The organism is Streptomyces sp. SX-6 (genome assembly GCF_059089585.1).
Map to the genome: position 1 here is coordinate 1 of NZ_JBTHHU010000036.1, position 18,352 is coordinate 18,352.

13 protein-coding genes and 2 pseudogenes are annotated in these 18,352 nt (G+C 70.1%); 7 read left to right on the forward strand and 8 right to left on the reverse strand.

Translation table 11 applies throughout. The features are described from left to right. A pseudogene (locus ACV530_RS30575) lies at positions 1-117 on the forward strand (IS5/IS1182 family transposase); the annotation flags it as partial. A gap of 8 nt (positions 118-125) precedes the next feature. On the opposite strand, the gene ACV530_RS30580 reads toward ACV530_RS30575, so the two are convergent. Further along, on the reverse strand, positions 126-593 hold the full coding sequence (locus ACV530_RS30580; RefSeq protein ID WP_494335909.1) for an AbfB domain-containing protein: 468 nt from the start codon (positions 591-593) through the stop codon (positions 126-128). Between the two features lie 616 nt (positions 594-1,209). Between ACV530_RS30580 and ACV530_RS30585 the strand changes: the two genes are divergently transcribed. Next, positions 1,210-2,127 carry a hypothetical protein gene (locus tag ACV530_RS30585; RefSeq protein ID WP_494335910.1) on the forward strand — a complete coding sequence of 306 codons (918 nt, stop codon included), beginning with the start codon at positions 1,210-1,212 and terminating at the stop codon, positions 2,125-2,127. A 6-nt stretch (positions 2,128-2,133) separates the two neighbouring features. Here the strand turns inward: ACV530_RS30585 and ACV530_RS30590 are convergent, their stop codons facing one another. Then, entirely contained in the window at positions 2,134-2,496 is a 363-nt protein-coding gene (locus tag ACV530_RS30590) for a twin-arginine translocation signal domain-containing protein (protein WP_494335911.1), read from the reverse strand. Positions 2,497-2,625: 129 nt separating this feature from the next. Here ACV530_RS30590 and ACV530_RS30595 point away from each other — a divergent pair. Further along, a pseudogene (locus tag ACV530_RS30595) lies at positions 2,626-3,035 on the forward strand (DUF6879 family protein). A 263-nt stretch (positions 3,036-3,298) separates the two neighbouring features. Here ACV530_RS30595 and ACV530_RS30600 read toward each other — a convergent pair. Beyond that, positions 3,299-4,231 carry a serine hydrolase gene (locus tag ACV530_RS30600; RefSeq protein WP_494335912.1) on the reverse strand — a complete coding sequence of 311 codons (933 nt, stop codon included), beginning with the start codon at positions 4,229-4,231 and terminating at the stop codon, positions 3,299-3,301. Positions 4,232-4,333: 102 nt separating this feature from the next. Then, positions 4,334-5,758, reverse strand: coding sequence for a MocR-like pyridoxine biosynthesis transcription factor PdxR (gene pdxR / locus ACV530_RS30605; RefSeq protein ID WP_494335913.1), 1,425 nt, complete (start codon positions 5,756-5,758; stop codon positions 4,334-4,336). 47 nt (positions 5,759-5,805) lie between these two features. Here pdxR and ACV530_RS30610 point away from each other — a divergent pair, with 47 nt between their 5' ends. Together ACV530_RS30610 and ACV530_RS30615 are read left to right on the forward strand one after the other, a co-directional pair. Further along, positions 5,806-6,288 (forward strand): carboxymuconolactone decarboxylase family protein, encoded by a 483-nt coding sequence (locus ACV530_RS30610; RefSeq protein ID WP_494335914.1) that lies wholly within the window; start codon positions 5,806-5,808, stop codon positions 6,286-6,288. After that, on the forward strand, positions 6,288-7,703 hold the full coding sequence (locus tag ACV530_RS30615; RefSeq protein ID WP_494335915.1) for an MFS transporter: 1,416 nt from the start codon (positions 6,288-6,290) through the stop codon (positions 7,701-7,703). The genes ACV530_RS30610 and ACV530_RS30615 overlap by 1 nt, the downstream gene beginning before the upstream one ends. 171 nt (positions 7,704-7,874) lie before the next feature. Here ACV530_RS30615 and rox read toward each other — a convergent pair whose 3' ends face one another. The 4 genes from rox to glgX form a co-directional block, all read right to left on the reverse strand. After that, positions 7,875-9,299: a rifampin monooxygenase gene (rox, locus tag ACV530_RS30620; RefSeq protein ID WP_494335916.1), complete on the reverse strand. Its 1,425-nt coding sequence runs from the start codon at positions 9,297-9,299 to the stop codon at positions 7,875-7,877. 150 nt (positions 9,300-9,449) lie between these two features. Beyond that, the gene (locus tag ACV530_RS30625) at positions 9,450-11,318 is read right to left on the reverse strand and encodes an ABC transporter ATP-binding protein (protein WP_494335917.1); all 1,869 of its coding nucleotides are present in this window, start codon (positions 11,316-11,318) and stop codon (positions 9,450-9,452) included. Continuing rightward, entirely contained in the window at positions 11,315-13,156 is a 1,842-nt protein-coding gene (locus ACV530_RS30630) for an ABC transporter ATP-binding protein (protein WP_494335918.1), read from the reverse strand. Before ACV530_RS30630 ends, ACV530_RS30625 begins: the two co-directional genes overlap by 4 nt. A gap of 32 nt (positions 13,157-13,188) precedes the next feature. Beyond that, on the reverse strand, positions 13,189-15,498 hold the full coding sequence (gene glgX / locus ACV530_RS30635; RefSeq protein WP_494335919.1) for a glycogen debranching protein GlgX: 2,310 nt from the start codon (positions 15,496-15,498) through the stop codon (positions 13,189-13,191). 186 nt (positions 15,499-15,684) lie between these two features. Between glgX and ACV530_RS30640 the strand changes: the two genes are divergently transcribed. Together ACV530_RS30640 and ACV530_RS30645 are read left to right on the forward strand one after the other, a co-directional pair. Further along, positions 15,685-16,899, forward strand: coding sequence for a L,D-transpeptidase (locus ACV530_RS30640; protein WP_494335920.1), 1,215 nt, complete (start codon positions 15,685-15,687; stop codon positions 16,897-16,899). Positions 16,900-17,079: 180 nt separating this feature from the next. Beyond that, entirely contained in the window at positions 17,080-18,279 is a 1,200-nt protein-coding gene (locus tag ACV530_RS30645) for a L,D-transpeptidase (RefSeq protein WP_494335969.1), read from the forward strand. The last annotated feature ends 73 nt before the right edge of the window (positions 18,280-18,352 follow it).

An 18,352-nucleotide genomic window follows, 5' to 3' on the forward strand; every position in this document is an offset into this window, starting at 1 on the left:
TTCGGCTACCGCCGCCTCACCGTCCGGTACGAACGCAAGGGCTCCCACTTCCTCGCCTTCCTCGGCCTCGCGGCCGCCCTCACCTGCTACAAGAAACTCGCCAAGATCACCACGTGAGACATCCTCTAAGGGCCCTCTGAGAGTGGCGGTGCAATCCTGAAGCACGCAGACTGGAGCTCGTCAGGGGTATTTACCTGCTCGGCAAAGAGCTGAAAGTCCCTGTGCCGGATGAAGCGATCAGGGAATTTCACAGAACGGAACGAGGCCTGGTTCGGGTCGATCTCCGCTCTTTCGAGGGTGTAAGTCGAGTCCTCGCGAACCTCTTCTGCAACGCCGGGGTCTATGATCCCCTGAAAGAACTTGCTGTGTATGCGGAAATTGTCGAGCGTGTCGATTTGCAAGCAGAAGCCTATCGGAAGAATGGCTCGCCGAAGCTGTCCCGTTTCGCCGAATTCCAGATTTGGGCCGGTCCACTCGAATGTCGCGTTACGGCGGTCGTCGTCGGTTTGGATCTTGGCGATATTGGCAAGACCGGTTTGGTCGATGATGAAGAAATCTGGGAGGTTGTTCGAAAACAGTGAAAGATTAGGCATCTTCTGTTCCTCGTCCCCGTGATGTGTCCATCTGGGTGTCACGCCTCGTCACGGCGTCGGGGCTCTGACGGCCATGTAGGTGGGAGCGCTATCTCCACCATGCGCCGCCAAGGGGGTGAACGCCACCGCTGCATATCGGTTGCGGACAACTCGGGGACGTCGATCTCTTCGGCCGCGCTCCCGGCCCAGCGCGCCCAGCGCGGCGAGCAGGCCGCGCTCAAAGGCGCCTCCTGCAAGACGGGGCGGGACAGTGCGCCCTCTGCGGGCGCAGCCTGCCCAGCACCTTCCTGATAGGTGCCCACATCGAAAAGCGCGACCTGGCCAACATCGCCATGCTCACCTGCACCATCGGCTGCGACGCCGTGTGCGAACACGGCGCAGTCCAGCACCCGTTTTACACAAACAGCGAAGAAGGTAACCGGCGAGAGTTGATCGATTCAAATCGATTTCGGGTCACCTTCGGTCGCAAGGCGACAACGGCCCAGGGGTGTTGGGGGGTTGGCTTACGGTCGCCCTAATCGGTGCTCCGTACGGAAACGGAGCGACCCCCGGTGCCGGGTCCTAAGCCAGCTCCGAGGGTCTACACCGCCAGGAGTATCGGAAGGACTCCCGCACCGTGCTCAAGCATGCTAGCGCCCTCGAGGGTCGCTTCACCCAGGTTCCGAACGACATCATCCGCAATCCGGGCCTCGGTTCGGACGCCGTACGTCTGCTGCTGTTGGTGCTCTCCCTGGCCGACCCCTCGGGTTTGTCGCTGTGGGAGGCCGCGTGCCGCGTGGACATGAAGAAGGCGGCCTTCCAGCGGGCGAAGAAACAGCTCAAGGACGAGGGGTACGTACACGAGTGGCGCCGCCAGGGCGCGGACGGCCGCTGGACGACCACCCAGCTCGTCTCCAACCTGCCCCTCAACGCAGGGGAAGCCGCCGCGATCCGTGACGGCTTCCGACCGGCGGACCCAAAACCGGCGATCGGCCAACCGACGGGTCCGTCCGTCGGCCGTTCCCCACAAAAGACTGGGGAGAACACTCACCTTCCGCCCTCCCAGCCCTCCCCGCCACCGCCAACCAGCCTGCCCGCGCCGCTGGTTGAGCGCGGGGCCTACGTCCTGGCCTCCGTCTCCCACGCCGAGCGGCGGCTGCGGCTCACCGGGCGCGACGTCCAGGAACTCGCCCCGCTCGCGGGCGAATGGCTCCTGCGCGGCGCCACCTTCGACGACGTACGCAACGCTCTGACCCAGGGCCTGCCCCAGCCCGTCCAGTGCCCCGCCGCCCTCATCCGCAACCGCCTCACCCGCAAGATGCCCGACCTGCCCACCGCCCGCCAGATCGCGGCGTCCGCCGCGCCGCCGCCCCGGCGGCTCCAGGCCTGCGCCGGGGACTGCGGCCGCATGATCCGGCCCGCGGCCGAAGGTGAAACCCACTGCCGCGAATGCCGCCTCGGGCAGCTCGAGGACGCCCAGGATGTCTCCGGCGCCGTTACTGCAACTCAACGTGGCATCAGGGCCGTCCGCACGGCGCTGCGCGGAACGCTGTGAGTGCCTTCAGCGGTTCTCGTTGGGGAGGCTCTGGGAGGGGTTGGCCGGGAGGATGAAGTTCCAGCTGTGACTGCCATGGTGCTGGCCGTCAGGCGAGTTCCTGCTGGGGCAGGCGCCGTTGGTGGGGGCGCCGTTCCACCACAGGCCGAAGCAGTGGTTGCAGAATCGCCAGTTGTCCTGGTAGGCCGTGATCTCGTCGGGGCTCGGAGGCGCCGACTGCGGTCTTGGCTCATGGGCGGAGGGTGCGGAACTATCCTGCTTCGGCGCTGCGTTGGCGTTGGAGGTGCCCAGTGCTGCCGCACCGGCGGCTGCGGTCAGACCGCCTGCGGTCTTCATAAGGGCGCGGCGGGACGGTGACTTGTCGGTCATGGTCTTCTTCCCTTCGTCTGACACGCTTTGACTCTGCTCCGTCCGTGACGGGAACGACACCCCGAGCATTCGGGGGTTGACGGTTCCTTGTCCCCAAGTTCTCGATCGCGGCCCTGCTGAAGGAGAACGGTGGACCTGATCAGTAGTGCCCAGCGCGACGAGCTGTTCAACAGCTTCGAGCGGGATGCTTTCCACCTGGAGCTGCGGGACGACTACGGATCACCCGCCGAGGACACCGCCTATGCACGGTGGCAGCGCGGCGAGCCGGATGATTACGCCTGGCTCGGCCCATGGGCGACGTTGATGAAGCGCGTCATCGGCCAGGGCAGAACGGTGCGTCGGGTCCGTGTGGTGACCGAGCCGCACTCGCAATACGTTGGGTGGGAGCACTCGCTCACTCGCCTGAACCTTGAGGCGGGCGAGGACATCCGGTGGCTGCCCAGGCACCAGATGAGGATCCGGATGTCGTGGCGGAGTGTGTCCGCCTACGTGATCAGCTCTGGGCCATCGCTATCAGGCACACCGAGTACCAGCTCTGACCTTCCATGTCCGAGCAGGCGCAAGAGGCACGGGAGGCGTTGGGCTCCCAGCTGCGCGGGTTCCGCAAAGATGCGGGTATCTCAAGTGGCCGGGCATTTGCCGCCGTAACAGGGTGGCAGGAGTCCAAGGTTTTCGGCCGTCTACGGCAACTCGGCGAGGGCCCTCATCACAGCAGCACTGGACCACTTGGACCAGCCCGGCTGAGTGCGGTGGCCCCGCCGACCCCCTGCGCGAGGGGATCGACGGGGCCTGGCGGACGGGGTTACGACCGCGGCATGGGCGGCATGACTTCCTGCGGGTTGGCGGGCGGGGCGATGAGCATGCTGCCTGCGGTCACGGTCGGGTTGAGGTCCTTGTGGATTGCGCGGGCGACGGCCTGAATGGCGGCGATGCCGGTCTCCATGGTGCGGTTGTTCTGCGTGAGCACCGCCATGGAGTAGTTGTGGCCGTGGCCGGTGAAGGCACCGATGCTGTTGATGCGCCAGTCGCGCGAGACGGTGCGCTGCAGCCAGCCGTTCTTCACGTGGACCGTCACGTTCTTGGGGGCACCCACGGGGGTGCCCCAACGCTGGGACGGGATGACCTTGTTCATGAGCTTGAGGACGTACGCACGCGAACTGTCGCTCAGCACCTTGTTCTTGTCGGTCAGCAGGCGCAGGAGCTTCAGTTGGTCGTCCGCGGTGATCTGGGTGAGACCCCAGGTGCCGTTCTTGCCGGGGATGGTGTGGTGCATTCCGGCGGCCTTGACGAACGCCACGACCTTGTCGCGGCCGAGCTGGCGCCACAGGGCGGTGGTGCTGTTGTTGTCCGACTCGGTGATCATCTTGGTCGCGAGGCGCGTCTCGCGCGACGTCAGCTTGCGGTGGTGCTTGTCCGCGTCCCACAGGAGCGTGGACAGGACGGTCGCCTTGACCACGCTGGCGGAGTCGAACTGCTGGCTCCCGCGCAGGGTGCACGTGGTGTTCGTGGTGTTGTCGTGCAGGGCGATGGCGACCGTGGAGGTCTTGCCCTGAAGTGCCTTGGTGATGTCCTTGGTGAGCTTGTTGGCGAGCCCCGGCTTTGCCGACGTGCAGGACACCTTCGGTGTCGCGGCCACGGCCGTCCCCTCCCCGGCGATCGTCGGTACGAGCACTCCCGCCGCCAGCGCCACGGCCAGTGCGCCCTGCGTACGACGGGATATGCGGTGGTGCTTCATTGTGCTTTCCCCAACCCTCTGTTGCATGTCACGAGTTCGTCACTTGGTGAACTCGTGACATGTGACCCATAAGGGTGGGAGAAAGTTGTATGGGGAATTTGATTAGTGGTCAGGCGGGGGCGGCAAGGCCTGGACCAGTGCGCCGAGCGCCGCGCCGTAGGCGTGCTCGGCCGGGGTGGAGTAGCCGACGACGAGGCCGTCCACGGCGGGCATGACCGCGTCCGGGTGGCGGTAGTCGGCGAGTCCGTCGAGGGCGACGCCCTGCCAGGCGGCGGCCTTGACGGCGGACGCCTCGGTGCCGGGCGGCAGGCGCAGGACCGCGTGCAGACCGGCGGCGATGCCGGTGGGGGCGATGTGCGGGGCGTGCTCGGCGAGGGCGGCGACGAGCCGGTCGCGGCGGTGCCGGTAGTGCTGGCGCATGCGGCGTACGTGACGGTCGTAGTGGCCCGAGGCGATGAAGTCGGCGAGGGTGAGCTGGTCGGGGACGCTCGCCCAGGCCTCCCGCTCGCCCTTGGCGGTCAGCGCGGCGTCGACCAAGTGCTCGGGCAGGACCATCCAGCCCAGGCGTACCGCCGGGGACAGGCTCTTGCTGACGGAACCGAGATAGACGACCCGCTCCGGGTCGAGGCCCTGGACGGCGCCGACCGGTTCGCGGTCGTAGCGGAACTCCCCGTCGTAGTCGTCCTCGAGGACCAGCCCGCCCCGGGCGCGGGCCCAGTCGACGACGGCCGTGCGGCGGGCGGGGTGCAGCGGGCCGCCGGTCGGGAACTGGTGGGCGGGGGTGAGGAGGACGGCCCGTACGCGCGGGTGGTCGGCCAACTCGTCGGTGCGTGCGCCGTGTTCGTCCAGCGTCAGGGGGATGGTGCGGGTGCCCGCGGTCTCGAGGATGGAGCGGTGGAAGGGGAGGCCGTACGACTCGACGGCCAGCGGGCCGCGTACCACTCCGTCGCCGAACAGCAGCCGCAGGGCGTGGGCGAAGCCGGAGCACACCACGATCCGCTCGGGAGTCGTTCGTACGCCTCGGGCGCGTGCGAGGTAGTCGGCCAGGGCGCGACGCAGCTCGATCCGTCCTTGCGGATCGCCGGGGCCGAAGGCCTCGTTGGGTGCGGCGGTCAGGGCCCGGCGGGCGGCGGCGAGCCAGGCGGTGCGGGGGAAGGAACCGGCGTCGGGCTGACCCTGCATCAGGTTGTGGGCGGGGGCGGAGCGGGCCGGTGTCTTCTTGGGGACGCGGACGGGCCTGACCGGTTCGGCGCGTGCGGCGACGCGCGTGCCGGAGCCCTGGCGGGCGGTCAGCCAGCCCTCGGCGACCAGTTCGGCGTAGGCGTCGGCGACGGTGTTGCGGGCCAGGCCGAGGTCGGCCGCGAGCGAGCGGTACGGCGGCAGACGGGTGCCCGGAGCCAGCCGCCCTTCGCGGACCGCTTCACGCAGCGCGTGGATGAGAGCGGCTCGGCGGCTGCCGGGACCTGACAGGTCCAGGTGCAGGTCACTGCCGATGCGCTCCGCCGAATTGACCCATGATTCCCCCATGGAAGTGCACCCTATCCGAGGTCTCTTCGAGCCATAGCGTTGTGGTCATGACGAACAACACCGCAACCCACACCGCATCCCGGGTCAACTTCGCCAAGGCCGCTCCGAAGGCGTTCAAGGCCCTGATCGGCTTCGACGCCGCCGCCCGCGAGGGCCTCGACCCCGCCTTGGTCGAACTGGTCCAGATCCGTGCCTCGCAGCTCAACGGCTGCGCGTACTGCCTGCACATGCACACCTCCGACGCCCGCAAGGCGGGCGAGAGCGAGGAGCGGCTGCACATGGTGGCCGTCTGGCGGGAGGCCCGCCGGTTCTTCACGGCCAAGGAATGCGCCGCACTCGCCCTCGCCGAAGCCGTCACGCTCGTCTCACAGGGCGGGGTGCCGGACGATGTCTATGCCTTGGCTGCCGAGCACTTCGGGGAAGAGGAACTGGCCCGGCTCCTGGCCCTGATCTTCACGATCAACACCTGGAACCGCATTGCCCTCAGCACGGCCAAGGTGCCCGGCACCGACGAGCGGGTGGCCCACTGATGAGGTATGAGGCACCCCGGCGCCACCGCGCCGGCCTGACCCTGGCCCTGCTGGCCTTTGCCCAGCTGATCATCTCCGTTGACTACAACATTGTTTACGTGGCGCTCCCGCAGATCGGCAGCGGACTCGGCTTCTCCGCCCAGCAGTTGCAGTGGGTCGTCAGTGCTTATGCCGTCGCCTTCGGCGGCGCCTTGCTGCTGGGCGGCCGGGCCTGTGATCTGTACGGGCCGCGGCGGATGTTCGTCCTCGGCCTGAGCCTGTACGCCGTCTCGTCGCTTGCGGGCGGCCTGGCCACGTCACCCGGTCTGCTGATCGCGGCCCGCGCGGTCCAGGGCGTCGGCGGTGCCTTCCTCTTCCCTGCCACACTCACCCTGGTGGGCACCCTGTTCGCCGAAGGCCCCGAGCGCAACCGCGCGTACGCGGTGTGGGGCGCCGCCGGAGGCAGCGGACTGATCGTCGGTGCGCTCCTGGGCGGGACGCTCACCCAACTGTTCGGCTGGCGAGCCGTGTTGTACGTCAACGTGCCGCTCGCTGTGATCGCCGCCGGAGCCGCCTTCCGGCTGATCGCGCCGGACCCTGTCCGCCGCTCCGGCCGCAGGATCGACCTGCCGGGAGCGCTCACCTCGACCCTCGGGGTGACGGGACTCGTCTTTGCTCTCGTCCAGGGCCCCGAATCGGGATGGGGATCGCCGGTGGTCCTCCTGGGCGCGGCTCTCGGAGTGGCGCTCGTGGCCGCGTTCCTCGTCATCGAGAAGCGCGGCCAGGACCCGCTGATGCCGCTGCGGCTGCTGCGCGGACGCGCCCTGAGCGCAGGCATGGCCGTCACTTTCCTCTACATGGCCACCATCGGCACTCTGGCGTACTTCCTCACCGTGTACTTCCAGGGCGTCCTCGGCTACAGCGCCCTGCGGACCGGCCTGGCCTATGTGGTCCCGATGCTCGCCCTCACCGCCGGCTCCCTGGCAGGCGGGCGCGCCGCCGACCGGTTCGGGGTGCGCCCCGCGCTGACCGGCAGCCTGGTCCTGGGTGCGGTCGGCATTGCGATGGTGGCGTCGGCGATGGCCACGGACGGCTCGTACGTCTCCATGGTGCCCGGCTTCCTCGTCCTGGGCCTGGGGCAAGGGGCGGGGTACACCCTGATGTTCGGTGCCGCGTCCAGTGGGGTCGCCCCGCACGAGCAGGGCATCGCCTCCGGCATGGCCTCCACCGCCCAGCAGATCGGCGGGGCCGTAGGCCTGGCCGTCCTGGTCGCACTGGCCCGCCCCGGCGCGGCATCGGCCGCCGCCGTCGTCGACGGCCTGCGCACGGCGCTCTTCGTCGCCGCGGCGGGTACGGCCGTCACGGCGCTGGCCGCCCTCGGTCTGCCCCGGGGCCGGGCCGCCGAGCCGGCCGAGCAGTGCACCCTGGCCGCCTGATCCGTCGCTGTGGCCGGCCCCCCCGGGCTGCGCTCGAGGAATGGCCACAGCGACGGACGTGCGCCGAAATGCCTTGCCGGCGGCTCCGGTTGGCGTGCAGACCTGCGCGAGCCGGGCGGCGCGCTGCGTCGTCAGCCGCCGGTCTGTCCCGCGTGGGCCACAACTGCGCGCTCAGCCGGCAGCGGCGCCGAACCACTTCGGCAGCGCGGCGAGCAGACCCTGCTGGTCATCGCCGGCCCACGCCACGTGACCGTCCGGCCGCAGCAGCACCGCGGGCGCGTCCAGTTCCTCGCTGACGTCGACGACGTGGTCGACCCGGTCCGCCCACCCGGCGACCGAGAGCCGGCCGGTCTGGTCGAGCAGCAGTCCGCGGCCGCCGTGCATCAGGTCGTAGAGGCGCCCGCGCTTCAGCTGTACGTCCCGCATCCGCAGGCCGAGCAGTTCGTGGCCCTCGCCGAAGTCGTAGCGGATCCCGATCGCGGTGATCTTCTCGATCAGGCGCCGGTTCACCTCCTCGATGTCGATCAGTTCCGCCATCAGCCGGCGCACCGACTGGGGGCCCGGCTCGGTGGACATCAGCTCCATCTGCGCGCGGGAGTTGTCCAGCACGGCGGTGGCCACCGGGTGCCGTTCGGCGTGGTAGCTGTCCAGCAGCCCCTCCGGCGCCCAGCCGTCCACCGCGGCGGCCAGCTTCCAGCCGAGGTTGAACGCGTCCTGCACGCCGAGGTTGAGGCCCTGCCCGCCGGTCGGCGGGTGGATGTGCGCCGCGTCGCCGGCCAGCATCACCCGGCCGACCCGGTAGCGCTCGGCCTGGCGGGTGGCGTCGCCGAAGCGGGAGAGCCAACGCGACGAGTGCGCGCCGAAGTCGGTGCCCGAGGTCGCCCGCAGCTGCTTCTTGAACTCCTCGAGGGTCGGCGGGACCGTACGGTCCTCGGCCACCCCCTCGGCGGGCACGACGACGCGGTACACCCCGTCCCCGAGAGGCATGGCGCCGAACCGCATCTGGGTCCTGCGGACCTCGGTCATGACGGTGGTCAGTTCCTCCTGCGACGCGGTGAGCTCCATCTCGCCCAGCAGCGTCTCGACCCTGGTGGGCTCGCCGGGGAAGCCGACGCCGAGCAGCTTGCGCACCGTGCTGCGGCCGCCGTCGCAGCCGACGAGGTAGCGCGAGCGCAGCTGAGTCCCGTCGGCAAGCTCGGCCGTCACCCCGTGCTCGTCCTGGCTCAGCCCGACCAGCTCGCAGCCGCGCCGGAACTCGGTGCCGAGCCCGGTGGCGTGCTCGGTCAGCAGACGTTCGGTGATCGTCTGCGGGATGCCGAGGACGTACGAGTGCGCGCTGTCCAGGTCGGGCCACTGCTTGCCGAGGCCGGCGAAGAAGCCGCCGACCTTGTACTGCTTGCCGTGCTCGAGGAACTGCTCCAGCAGGCCGCGCTGGGCCATCACCTCGATGCTGCGCACGTGCAGACCGAGCGCGCGGACGAACGTGGTCGGCTCCGCATCCTTCTCCAGCACCACCACGTCCGCACCGTGCAGCCGCAGCTCGGCGGCCAGCATCAGGCCGGTCGGTCCGCCGCCGACAACGATCACGTCGATCATTGCAAATCCCCGTTTCCGCGTTTCCGCAGTTCTTGCGTTCTTGCTTCAGCGGGTGATTGTGCGGTACGGACGGGGCCTTGCCGCAAGGCCCCCCATGCGCTATATGTTGAGAGTGGCAAGGAGAGTATTCGCTCCTTGCCCTTTCTGTTGCTACACCAGGCTTTCTCTCCACGCCCGGTGCAGGTCCGCGAAGTGGCCGGTGCCGGCGATGAGTTCGGACGGCGGGCCGTCCTCCACCACGCGGCCGTCGGCCATCACCAGGACCCGGTCGGCGATCTCGACCGTCGAGAGGCGGTGGGCGATCACGACGGCCGTACGCCCGCGCAGCACCGTGTGCATGGCGCGCTGGACGGCCTGCTCGCCCGGGATGTCGAGGGAGGACGTCGCCTCGTCGAGGATCAGGACGGCGGGGTCGGCCAGCAGGGCGCGGGCGAAGGAGACCAACTGGCGCTGGCCCGCGGAGATACGGCCGCCGCGTTTGCGGACGTCCGTGTCGTAGCCCTCGGGGAGGGCGGTGATGAAGTCGTGGGCACCGATGGCCTTGGCGGCACGCTCGACGTCCGCGCGAGTGGCGTCGGGGCGGCCGATGGCGATGTTCTCGGCGACGGTGCCGGAGAAGAGGAACGCTTCCTGGGTGACCATGACGACACCTCGCCGAAGGTCGGGAACGGACAGGTCGCGCAGGCTCACCCCGTCGAGAAGGACACGGCCCTCGGTGGGGTCGTAGAAGCGCGCGAGGAGCTTGGCGAGCGTGGACTTGCCGGCACCGGTGGAGCCGACGACCGCCACCGTCTGCCCCGCGGCGAGGGTGAGGTCGAAGCGGGGCAGCACCTCGCCGCCCGTACGGTAGGCGAAGCTCACGCCCTCGAAGACGACCTCACGGCCCGGCCGGTCCGTAGAGCGCTCGGGCAGCGGCCGGGGGTCGGCCGGTTCCGGGACGGACGGGCGCTGGGCCAGCAGGCCCGCGATCTTCTCGAGCGAAGCGGCCGCGGATTGGTAGGAGTTGAGGAACATGCCGAACTGGTCGACCGGGTCGTAGAGCCGGCGCAGATACAGCACCGCCGCGGCCAGGACACCCAGGCCCAGATCGCCGGCGGCCACCCGGTAGGCGCCCCAGACCACGATCGCGGCCAGGGTGATGTTGCACAGCATGCGGGAGGTCATGACATACCGGCCCATGAACACCATCGCATCGTGATTGGTGCGCTGGTGGCGGGCGTTGAGCTCGTCGAAGTGGGCGTCGTTGACGCGCTCGCGGCGGAACGCCTGGACGGGCCGGATGCCGTTCATGGTCTCGGTGAACTTGACGATGACCGCCGCGATCGCCGTGGACTTGCGGCGGTGGATCGACAGCGAGTGGCGTGCGTACCAGCGGACCAGCAGCCACAGCGGGGCGAAGGAGAGCAGGGCGGCCACACCCGTGCTCCAGTCCATCCATATCAGGGTCGCCGAGACCAGCACCATCGATGCGGCGATGCCCATGAGCTCCTGGAGGCCGTCGTTGAGCAGCTCCCGCAGCGATTCGATGTCCGTGGTGGCGCGGGAGATCAGCCGGCCCGAGGTGTAGCGCTCGTGGAAGTCGACGCTGAGCGTCTGCGCATGGCGGAAGATCCGGCCGCGCAGATCACGCAGGGCGTCCTGGCCGACGCGCGCCGACAGCCGGATGAACGCGGCCATGAACAGGCCCGCTGCCAGGGCCGAGATGAGGTAGGCGACCCCTGCGGCCATCAGCGGGCCGTAGTCGTGGCGGCGGACCGCGGGCACGCCGCGGTCGACGGCGTACGCGACGAGCAGGGGACCTGCCTGTACCGATGCCTGCTGGAGCAGCAACATGAGGACGGTCAGCCGCACGCGCCCCTTGGCGGGGGCGAGCAGCGAGCGCAGCAGCGCGAGCGAGGCGCCCTTGGGGGTGGGCAGCATGTCCCGGCTGACGGCGTCGCCGGTGGCGGCGGCCGCGGTCGGTTTGGTGGTGCGGTTGTCGTCGTCGGCCGCGGTCTGGTCGGAGACGGTTGTGGTCACGGCAAGTCGTCCCCTCGGGAAGCGGGTTGATCCTGTCCGGACATGAGCGACGCGTACTCCCGGTTACTGTGCAGCAATTCCTGGTGCGTGCCCACTGCCGTGATGCGGCCGCCCGACAGGAGGGCGACCCGGTCGGCGAGGAGCACGGTGGACGGGCGGTGGGCCACGACGAGGGCGGTGGTGGTCGCCAGGACCTCGCGCAGGGCCTGTTCGACGAGCGCTTCCGTGTGCACGTCGAGCGCGGAGAGCGGGTCGTCGAGGACGAGGAAGCGCGGTGCGCCGACCACGGCACGGGCCAGGGCGAGGCGCTGGCGCTGCCCGCCGGACAGGCTGAGGCCCTGCTCACCGACCTGGGTGCGGTGGCCCTCGGGGAGCGCGTGCACGAAGTCGGCCTGGGCGACGGACAGGGCGCGGGCGAGGTCGGCCTCCCCGCCGTGCTCCGCGCCCATCAGGACGTTCTCGCCGGCGGTGGCGGAGAAGAGCGTGGGTTCCTCGAAGGCGACGGCGACCATCCCGCGCAGCTGCTCGCGCGGCAGCTCGGTGATCTCCTGGCCGTCGAGGGTGATCCGGCCGGCGGTCGGTTCGTGGAGGCGGGGGATCAGCGCGGTCAGCGTGGTCTTGCCGCAGCCCGTGGCACCGACGAGGGCCATGGTCTCGCCGGGGCGGATGTGCAGGTCGACTCCGCGCAGGACGGGCGGGGCGTCCGGCGGGGCGTCGGGGTAGCGGAACTCGACGCCTTCCAGGCGCAGTCCGTCCTTGCGGTCGCGGTCGCGGACGCGGGCGTGGACGCGGGCCGTTGTCGCCGGGGTCGGAGTGAGAGCGGTGTCCGGCGCGGGGGCGGGGGTGTCGAGGACCTCGAAGAAGCGGTCCGTGGCGGTGGCCGACTCGTTGGAGATCGCGAGGATGAAGCCCATGGACTCCACCGGCCAGCGCAGGGCCAGCGCCGTCGACAGGAAGGCCACCAGCGCCCCGGCCGACAGGGCGCCGTCGGCGACCTGCATGACGCCGAGGACCAGGGCCGTGCCGATCGCGAGCTCGGGCAGCGTCGTGATCAGGGCCCAGAGCATCCCCAGCAGACCGGCCTTCTTCAGCTCGGTCCGTCTCAGCCGGCCGGTGAGGGAGGTGAACGAGCGCTCCTGGCCGCGGTGTTGGCCGAACCCCTTGATGATGCGGATGCCGAGGACGCTCTCCTCGACGACCGTGGTCAGATCGCCGATCTGGTCCTGGGCCACGCGGGCGACCTGGGTGTAGCTCTCCTCGAAGTACCGGCACAGGATGATCAGCGGGACGACCGGGGCGAGCAGGACGAGTCCCAGGGTCCACTTCTGGAGCAGCAGGATGACGAACCCGAGGAGGATCGTCAGCGTGTTGACCACCAGGAAGGTCGCCCCGAAGGCCAGGAAGATCCGCAGCAGCATCAGATCGGTGGTGCCGCGCGAGAGCAACTGGCCGGAGGCCCACCGGTCGTGGAAGGAGACCGGCAGCCGTTGCAGATGCCGGTAGAGCGCCGCCCGCATCGCGGCCTCGACCCTGCTCAGCGGGCCCGCCACAAGCATCCGGCGCACGCCGAACAGCGAGGCCTCGAGCACGCCGAGGAGCAGCACCAGCAGACCGCCGAGCCAGACCCCCGACGGGTCGTGGTCGGCGATCGGCCCGTCCACGATCCACTTGAGCACGAGCGGTATGACCAGGCTCATGGACGAGGCGAGCACCGCGACGGCGGTGGCGGCGGCCAAGTGGCCGCGCACGGGCCGGACATACGGCCACAGGCGCAGCAGCGAGCGCACCGCGGAGCGACGTTCGGCAGGTCTCTTCTCTTCCTCGGTTCCGGTCCTCACTCGCCGAGACTACGGTCCGGCACTGACAAAGCTCACTCGGTTTTTGGGCGTACGACTTCCGCCGGAGCCGTGGCCTCCGGGGGAGTGACGGCGAGGAGGAGGACGGAGCGGGCGGGCACCACGGTGCGCGTTCCCGCCGCACGGCGCACGCCCGGCGCCGTGCGCTGGTCCTCGCGCGTGGTGTCCACGAGCAGTTCGTAGGAGGCGGCCCAAGGCGGGCCCGGCAGCGCGAAGTCGACGGGGGCGGCGCCCGCGTGCAGGATCACCAGGAAGCTGTCGTCCGTGACGGGGCTGCCGTCGGGGGCGCGCAGGCGGATGTCCCGGCCGGAGAGGTACATGCCGAGCGTGGTGGCGGACGCGTACCAGTCGGCCTCCGTCATCTCCGTGCCCTCCGCGGTGAACCACGCCAGGTCGCGCGGGCCGTCCCCCTCGCGCGGGAGCCCGGCGAAGAAGGAGCGGCTGCGCAGGACGGGGTGGGCGCGGCGCAGGGTGAGCAAGCGGGAGACGAGGTCGGTGAGCGGGCGCCAGGCGGGGGTGTCGACGAGGGACCAGTCGAGCCAGCCGGTCTCGTTGTCCTGGCAGTAGGCATTGTTGTTGCCGCCCTGGGTGCGGCCCATCTCGTCGCCCGCGACGAGCATCGGCACGCCCGTGGACAGCAGCAGGGTGGTGAGCAGGTTGCGCATCTGCCGCCTGCGCAGGGCGAGTACGGATGGTTCGGCGGTCTCGCCCTCGGTGCCGCAGTTCCACGACCGGTTGTCGTCGTTGCCGTCGCGGTTGCCCTCGCCGTTGGCCTCGTTGTGCTTGCGTTCGTAGCTGACGAGGTCCCGCAGGGTGAATCCGTCGTGCGCGGTCACGAAGTTGACGGACGCGTACGGCCGCCGGCCGCCCCAGCCGTACAGGTCGCTGGAACCGGAGAGCCGGTAACCGAGGTCGCTCACGTCCGGGAGGGTTCCGCGCCAGAAGTCGCGCACGGCGTCGCGGTAGCGGTCGTTCCACTCGGACCACGGCGGCGGGAAGCCCCCGGCGTGGTAGCCGCCGGGTCCCACGTCCCACGGTTCGGCGATGAGCTTGACGCCGCGGAGCACCGGGTCCTGGGCGAGGGTGGTGAGGAACGGCGCGAGCGTGTCGACGTCGTGCGCCGTACGGGCCAGGGCGGAGGCGAGGTCGAAGCGGAAGCCGTCGACGCCCATCTCGGTGACCCAGTAGCGCAGCGAGTCGGTGATCAGCCGCAGCACGTTCGGCTGGAGGACGTTCAGGGTGTTGCCGCAGCCGGTGTAGTCGGCGTAGCGGCGGGGGTCGTTCTGCAGCCGGTAGCAGCGGCGGTTGTCGATGCCGCGCAGGGACAGGGTGGGCCCGAGCTCGCCGCCCTCGGCGGTGTGGTTGTAGACGACGTCGAGGACGACCTCGATGCCCGCGGTGTGCAGGGTGCGCACCATCCGCTTGAACTCGGCGACTTGTGCGCCGCGCCTGCCGGAGGCGGCGTACGCGGCGTGCGGGGCGAAGTAGCCTATGGAGTTGTAGCCCCAGTAGTTGCGCAGCCCGCGGCGCAGGAGATGGTCCTCGTGCGCGAACTGGTGTACCGGCAGCAGCTCCACCGCGGTGACGCCTAACCGGACCAGGTGCTCGACGGCCGCGGGGTGCGCGAGGCCGGCGTAGGTGCCGCGCAGCCGCTCGGGTATCTGGGGATTGAGCCGGGTGAAGCCGCGCACGTGGAGTTCGTAGAGGACGGTGTCGGCCCAGGGGGTGGCGGGGCGGGGGCCGCCCGCCCGGTCGCCGTCGGCGACGACGACGCCCTTGGGGACGTACGGCGCCGAGTCCCGCTCGTCGCGGACGGTGTCGGCGACGTGCTGCTGCGGCCAGTCGCGGACGTGGCCGTACACCTGGGGCGGCAGTGCGAAGTCGCCGTCGACCGCGCGTGCGTAGGGGTCCAGGAGCAGCTTCGCCGGGTTCCAGCGGGCGCCGGTCCAGGGATCCCAGCGGCCGTGGACGCGGTAGCCGTAGCGCTGTCCGGGCAGTACGCCGGGCACGAAGCCGTGCCAGGTCTCGTGGGTCAACTCCTCGAGCCGGATCCGGGTTTCGTGTACGAGGCCGCCTGTGTGCTCGGTGAAGAGGCAGAGCTCCACGGCCTCCGCCCCGGCGGCCCACAGGGCGAAGTTGGTGCCGGCCACCTGGCCGGGGCCCACCGTGAACCGGGCGCCGAGCGGCTCGGGGCCGCCGGGCCACACCACGGGGTCGTCGGTGCCGTGATGGCCGTTGGCACGGGCGGTGAGCGGTACGCCGTCCGCCGCGGACCTGAACACCACGCCCTGTTGCGTCTCTTGCTCGGATGGGGTGGACACCATTCGCCTCCGGCGGTTCGCGGCTGCGCGCCGCTCACCTGGCTTCCCGGTCCGGGTGTCCGGCGCTTTCGCCCTGCCCCCTCTTCTTCCCACTCCGGCCCGGTTCCGCGCATGGCTCACACGTGTGATCGGGCGCAGCAAGGGAGTGCCGTGACGTTTCTCGTGGGGAAGCGTGTCGTTGGGACCGTTGTGACACCATTTGCGCTGCCGCGCGCTCTGCGCGGGCTGTTCGTGCTGGCCGCCTTCTCCCTGCTCGGCGGGTGCGTCGTGGGCGTCCCGAAGGCGACGCTCACGGACGACGAGCGTCCGGCCTCCGAGCTGATCCGGGTCACCCCGCGCGACGGCGCGAAGAACGTACGGGCCACGGACCCCTTCGAGGTGCGGGTGACGGAGGGGAGGCTGGAGCGGGTGCGGGTGGCCGAGATCTGGGACAGCGGCCGGCGCGCGCTCGAGGGCCGGATCTCCGCCGACGGCCACAGCTGGCAGCCCTCCCGGCTGCCGCTCGCCCTGGCCGCCCGCTACACCGTGGACGCGGTGGCCACGGACGGGCAGGGCCACCGTGCCGCGCGGCACACCGAGTTCAGGACGTATGTGCCGGAGCACCGTTTCATCGCGTACTTCACGCCCGCGCCCCGCTCCACCGTCGGCACCGGGATGATCGTCTCGTTCGGCTTCAGCCGTCCCGTCGCCGACCGGGCCGCCGTCGAGCGCGCGATCCGGGTGCGGGCGCAGCCGACGGTGGAGATCGCGGCGCACTGGTTCGGCTCGTCCCGCCTCGACTTCCGCCCGCGTCAGTACTGGCGGCCCGGCACCGTGGTCACGCTGGACCTGCGGCTGCGCGACGTACGGGCCGCGCCGGGGGTGTACGGGACGCAGACCAAGACGGTCGCCTTCACCGTGGGCCGCAGTCAGATGAGCACGGTGGACGCCGGGGCGCACACGATGAACGTCGTGCGCGACGGCGCCCGGCTGCGGACGCTGCCGGTCACGGCGGGGGGCCGCGGCGCCGCCACGTACGGCGGCACGATGGTGATCAGCGAGAAGTTCGACGTGACGCGGATGAACGGCGACACGGTGGGCTTCGGCGGCGAGTACGACATCACGGACGTACCGCACGCGATGCGGCTGACGGGCTCCGGGACGTTCCTGCACGGCAACTATTGGGCGCCGCCGGGGGCGTTCGGGACCCGCAACACCAGCCACGGCTGTATCGGGCTGCGCGATGTGGAGGGCGGCGGACGGGACACCCCGGCGGCGTGGTTCTACGACGCGTCGCTGGTCGGCGACGTCGTCGAGGTGGTCAATTCCCATGGGCGCGCGGTGGCGCCGGACAACGGTCTGGGCGGCTGGAACATGCCCTGGCAGGCGTGGCGGGCGGGGTCCGCGCTCGGTGGTGCGAACTGATCCGGTTGTGACCGTTCGGCAGGCTAGCCGGGGGACTTGGGACCGAACGGTGACACACGCGTGGCCGGGCCTGTCCGATGCATATGGTTATCTAGCGGCATGCGCGTATGGCGCGCCGACGGGGGCACCGCGTGGCCGCGGGCCGTGCGAGGGGAGACGACCGATTTGAACGTGCAGCCGATGTCCGGGAGCCGGGGGCGGCGTCGTGCGCTGTCCGCACTGCTGCTGGGGACGGCGCTGACCTTGACCGCAGCGTGCAGCGGTGGTTCCGACAGCGGCAAGAAGGCGGGCGGCAAGCTCGGCGGCGAGGAGTCGCAGGCCGTGGTGTCGATCGCGCCGAAGGACGGGGCCAACGACGTTGGTACCAGCGGCGCCCTCAAGGTGACCGCGGAGAAGGGCAGTCTGACGTCGGTCAAGGTCGTCGACGCCAAGGGCAAGCCGGTCGACGGCAAGATATCGGCCAACGGCTCGTCCTGGGAGCCGTCCGGCCACCTGTCCGCGTCCACCAAGTACTCGGTGGACGCGATAGCCAAGGACAAGGACGGCCGCGAGTCCGCCAAGCACGCCGCCTTCACCACGCTCACCCCGCAGAACACCTTCGTCGGCTACTTCACGCCGGAGGACGGCACCGAAGTGGGCGTCGGCATGCCGGTGTCGCTCAACTTCAGCCGCGGCATCACCGACCCCAAGGCCGTCGAGAAGGCCGTCAAGGTGACCGCCGAGCCGTCCGTGCCGATCAAGGGCCACTGGTTCGGCAACGACCGCCTCGACTTCCGGCCCGAGAAGTACTGGGCGCCCGGCACCAAGGTGACGCTCAGCATGGACCTCGACGGCGTCCAGGGCCGCGACGGCGTGTACGGCACGCAGAACAAGACCGTGAAGTTCACCGTCGGCCGCAACCAGGTGAGCACGGTCGACACCAAGACGCACGAGATGACGGTCCGGCGCGACGGCAAGGTCTTCAAGACCATCCCGATATCCGCGGGCGGCCCCGGGCACACGACGTACAACGGCCAGATGGTCATCAGCGAGAAGTACGACGTGACGCGCATGGACGGCTCCACGGTGGGCTTCGGGGGCGAGTACGACATCAAGGACGTGCCGCACGCGATGCGCCTGTCCGCCTCCGGCACCTTCATCCACGGCAACTACTGGTCCGGCGAAGGCGTCTTCGGCTCGGAGAACGCGAGCCACGGCTGCGTGGGCCTGTTCGACGAGCGCGGCGGCGGCGACCCGTCCACGCCCGCGTCCTGGTTCTACAAGAACTCGCTGATAGGCGATGTCGTCGTGGTGCAGAACTCGCCTGACAAAACGATCCAGCCCGACAACGGCCTCAACAGCTGGAACCTGCCGTGGTCGGAGTGGACCGTCAGCAACTGACGGCTTCATGTGTCCCTGTGGCACCGGTGCACTGTGACTCAAGTGCCCGGTGCCACTGCTCGTTAACGAGTAA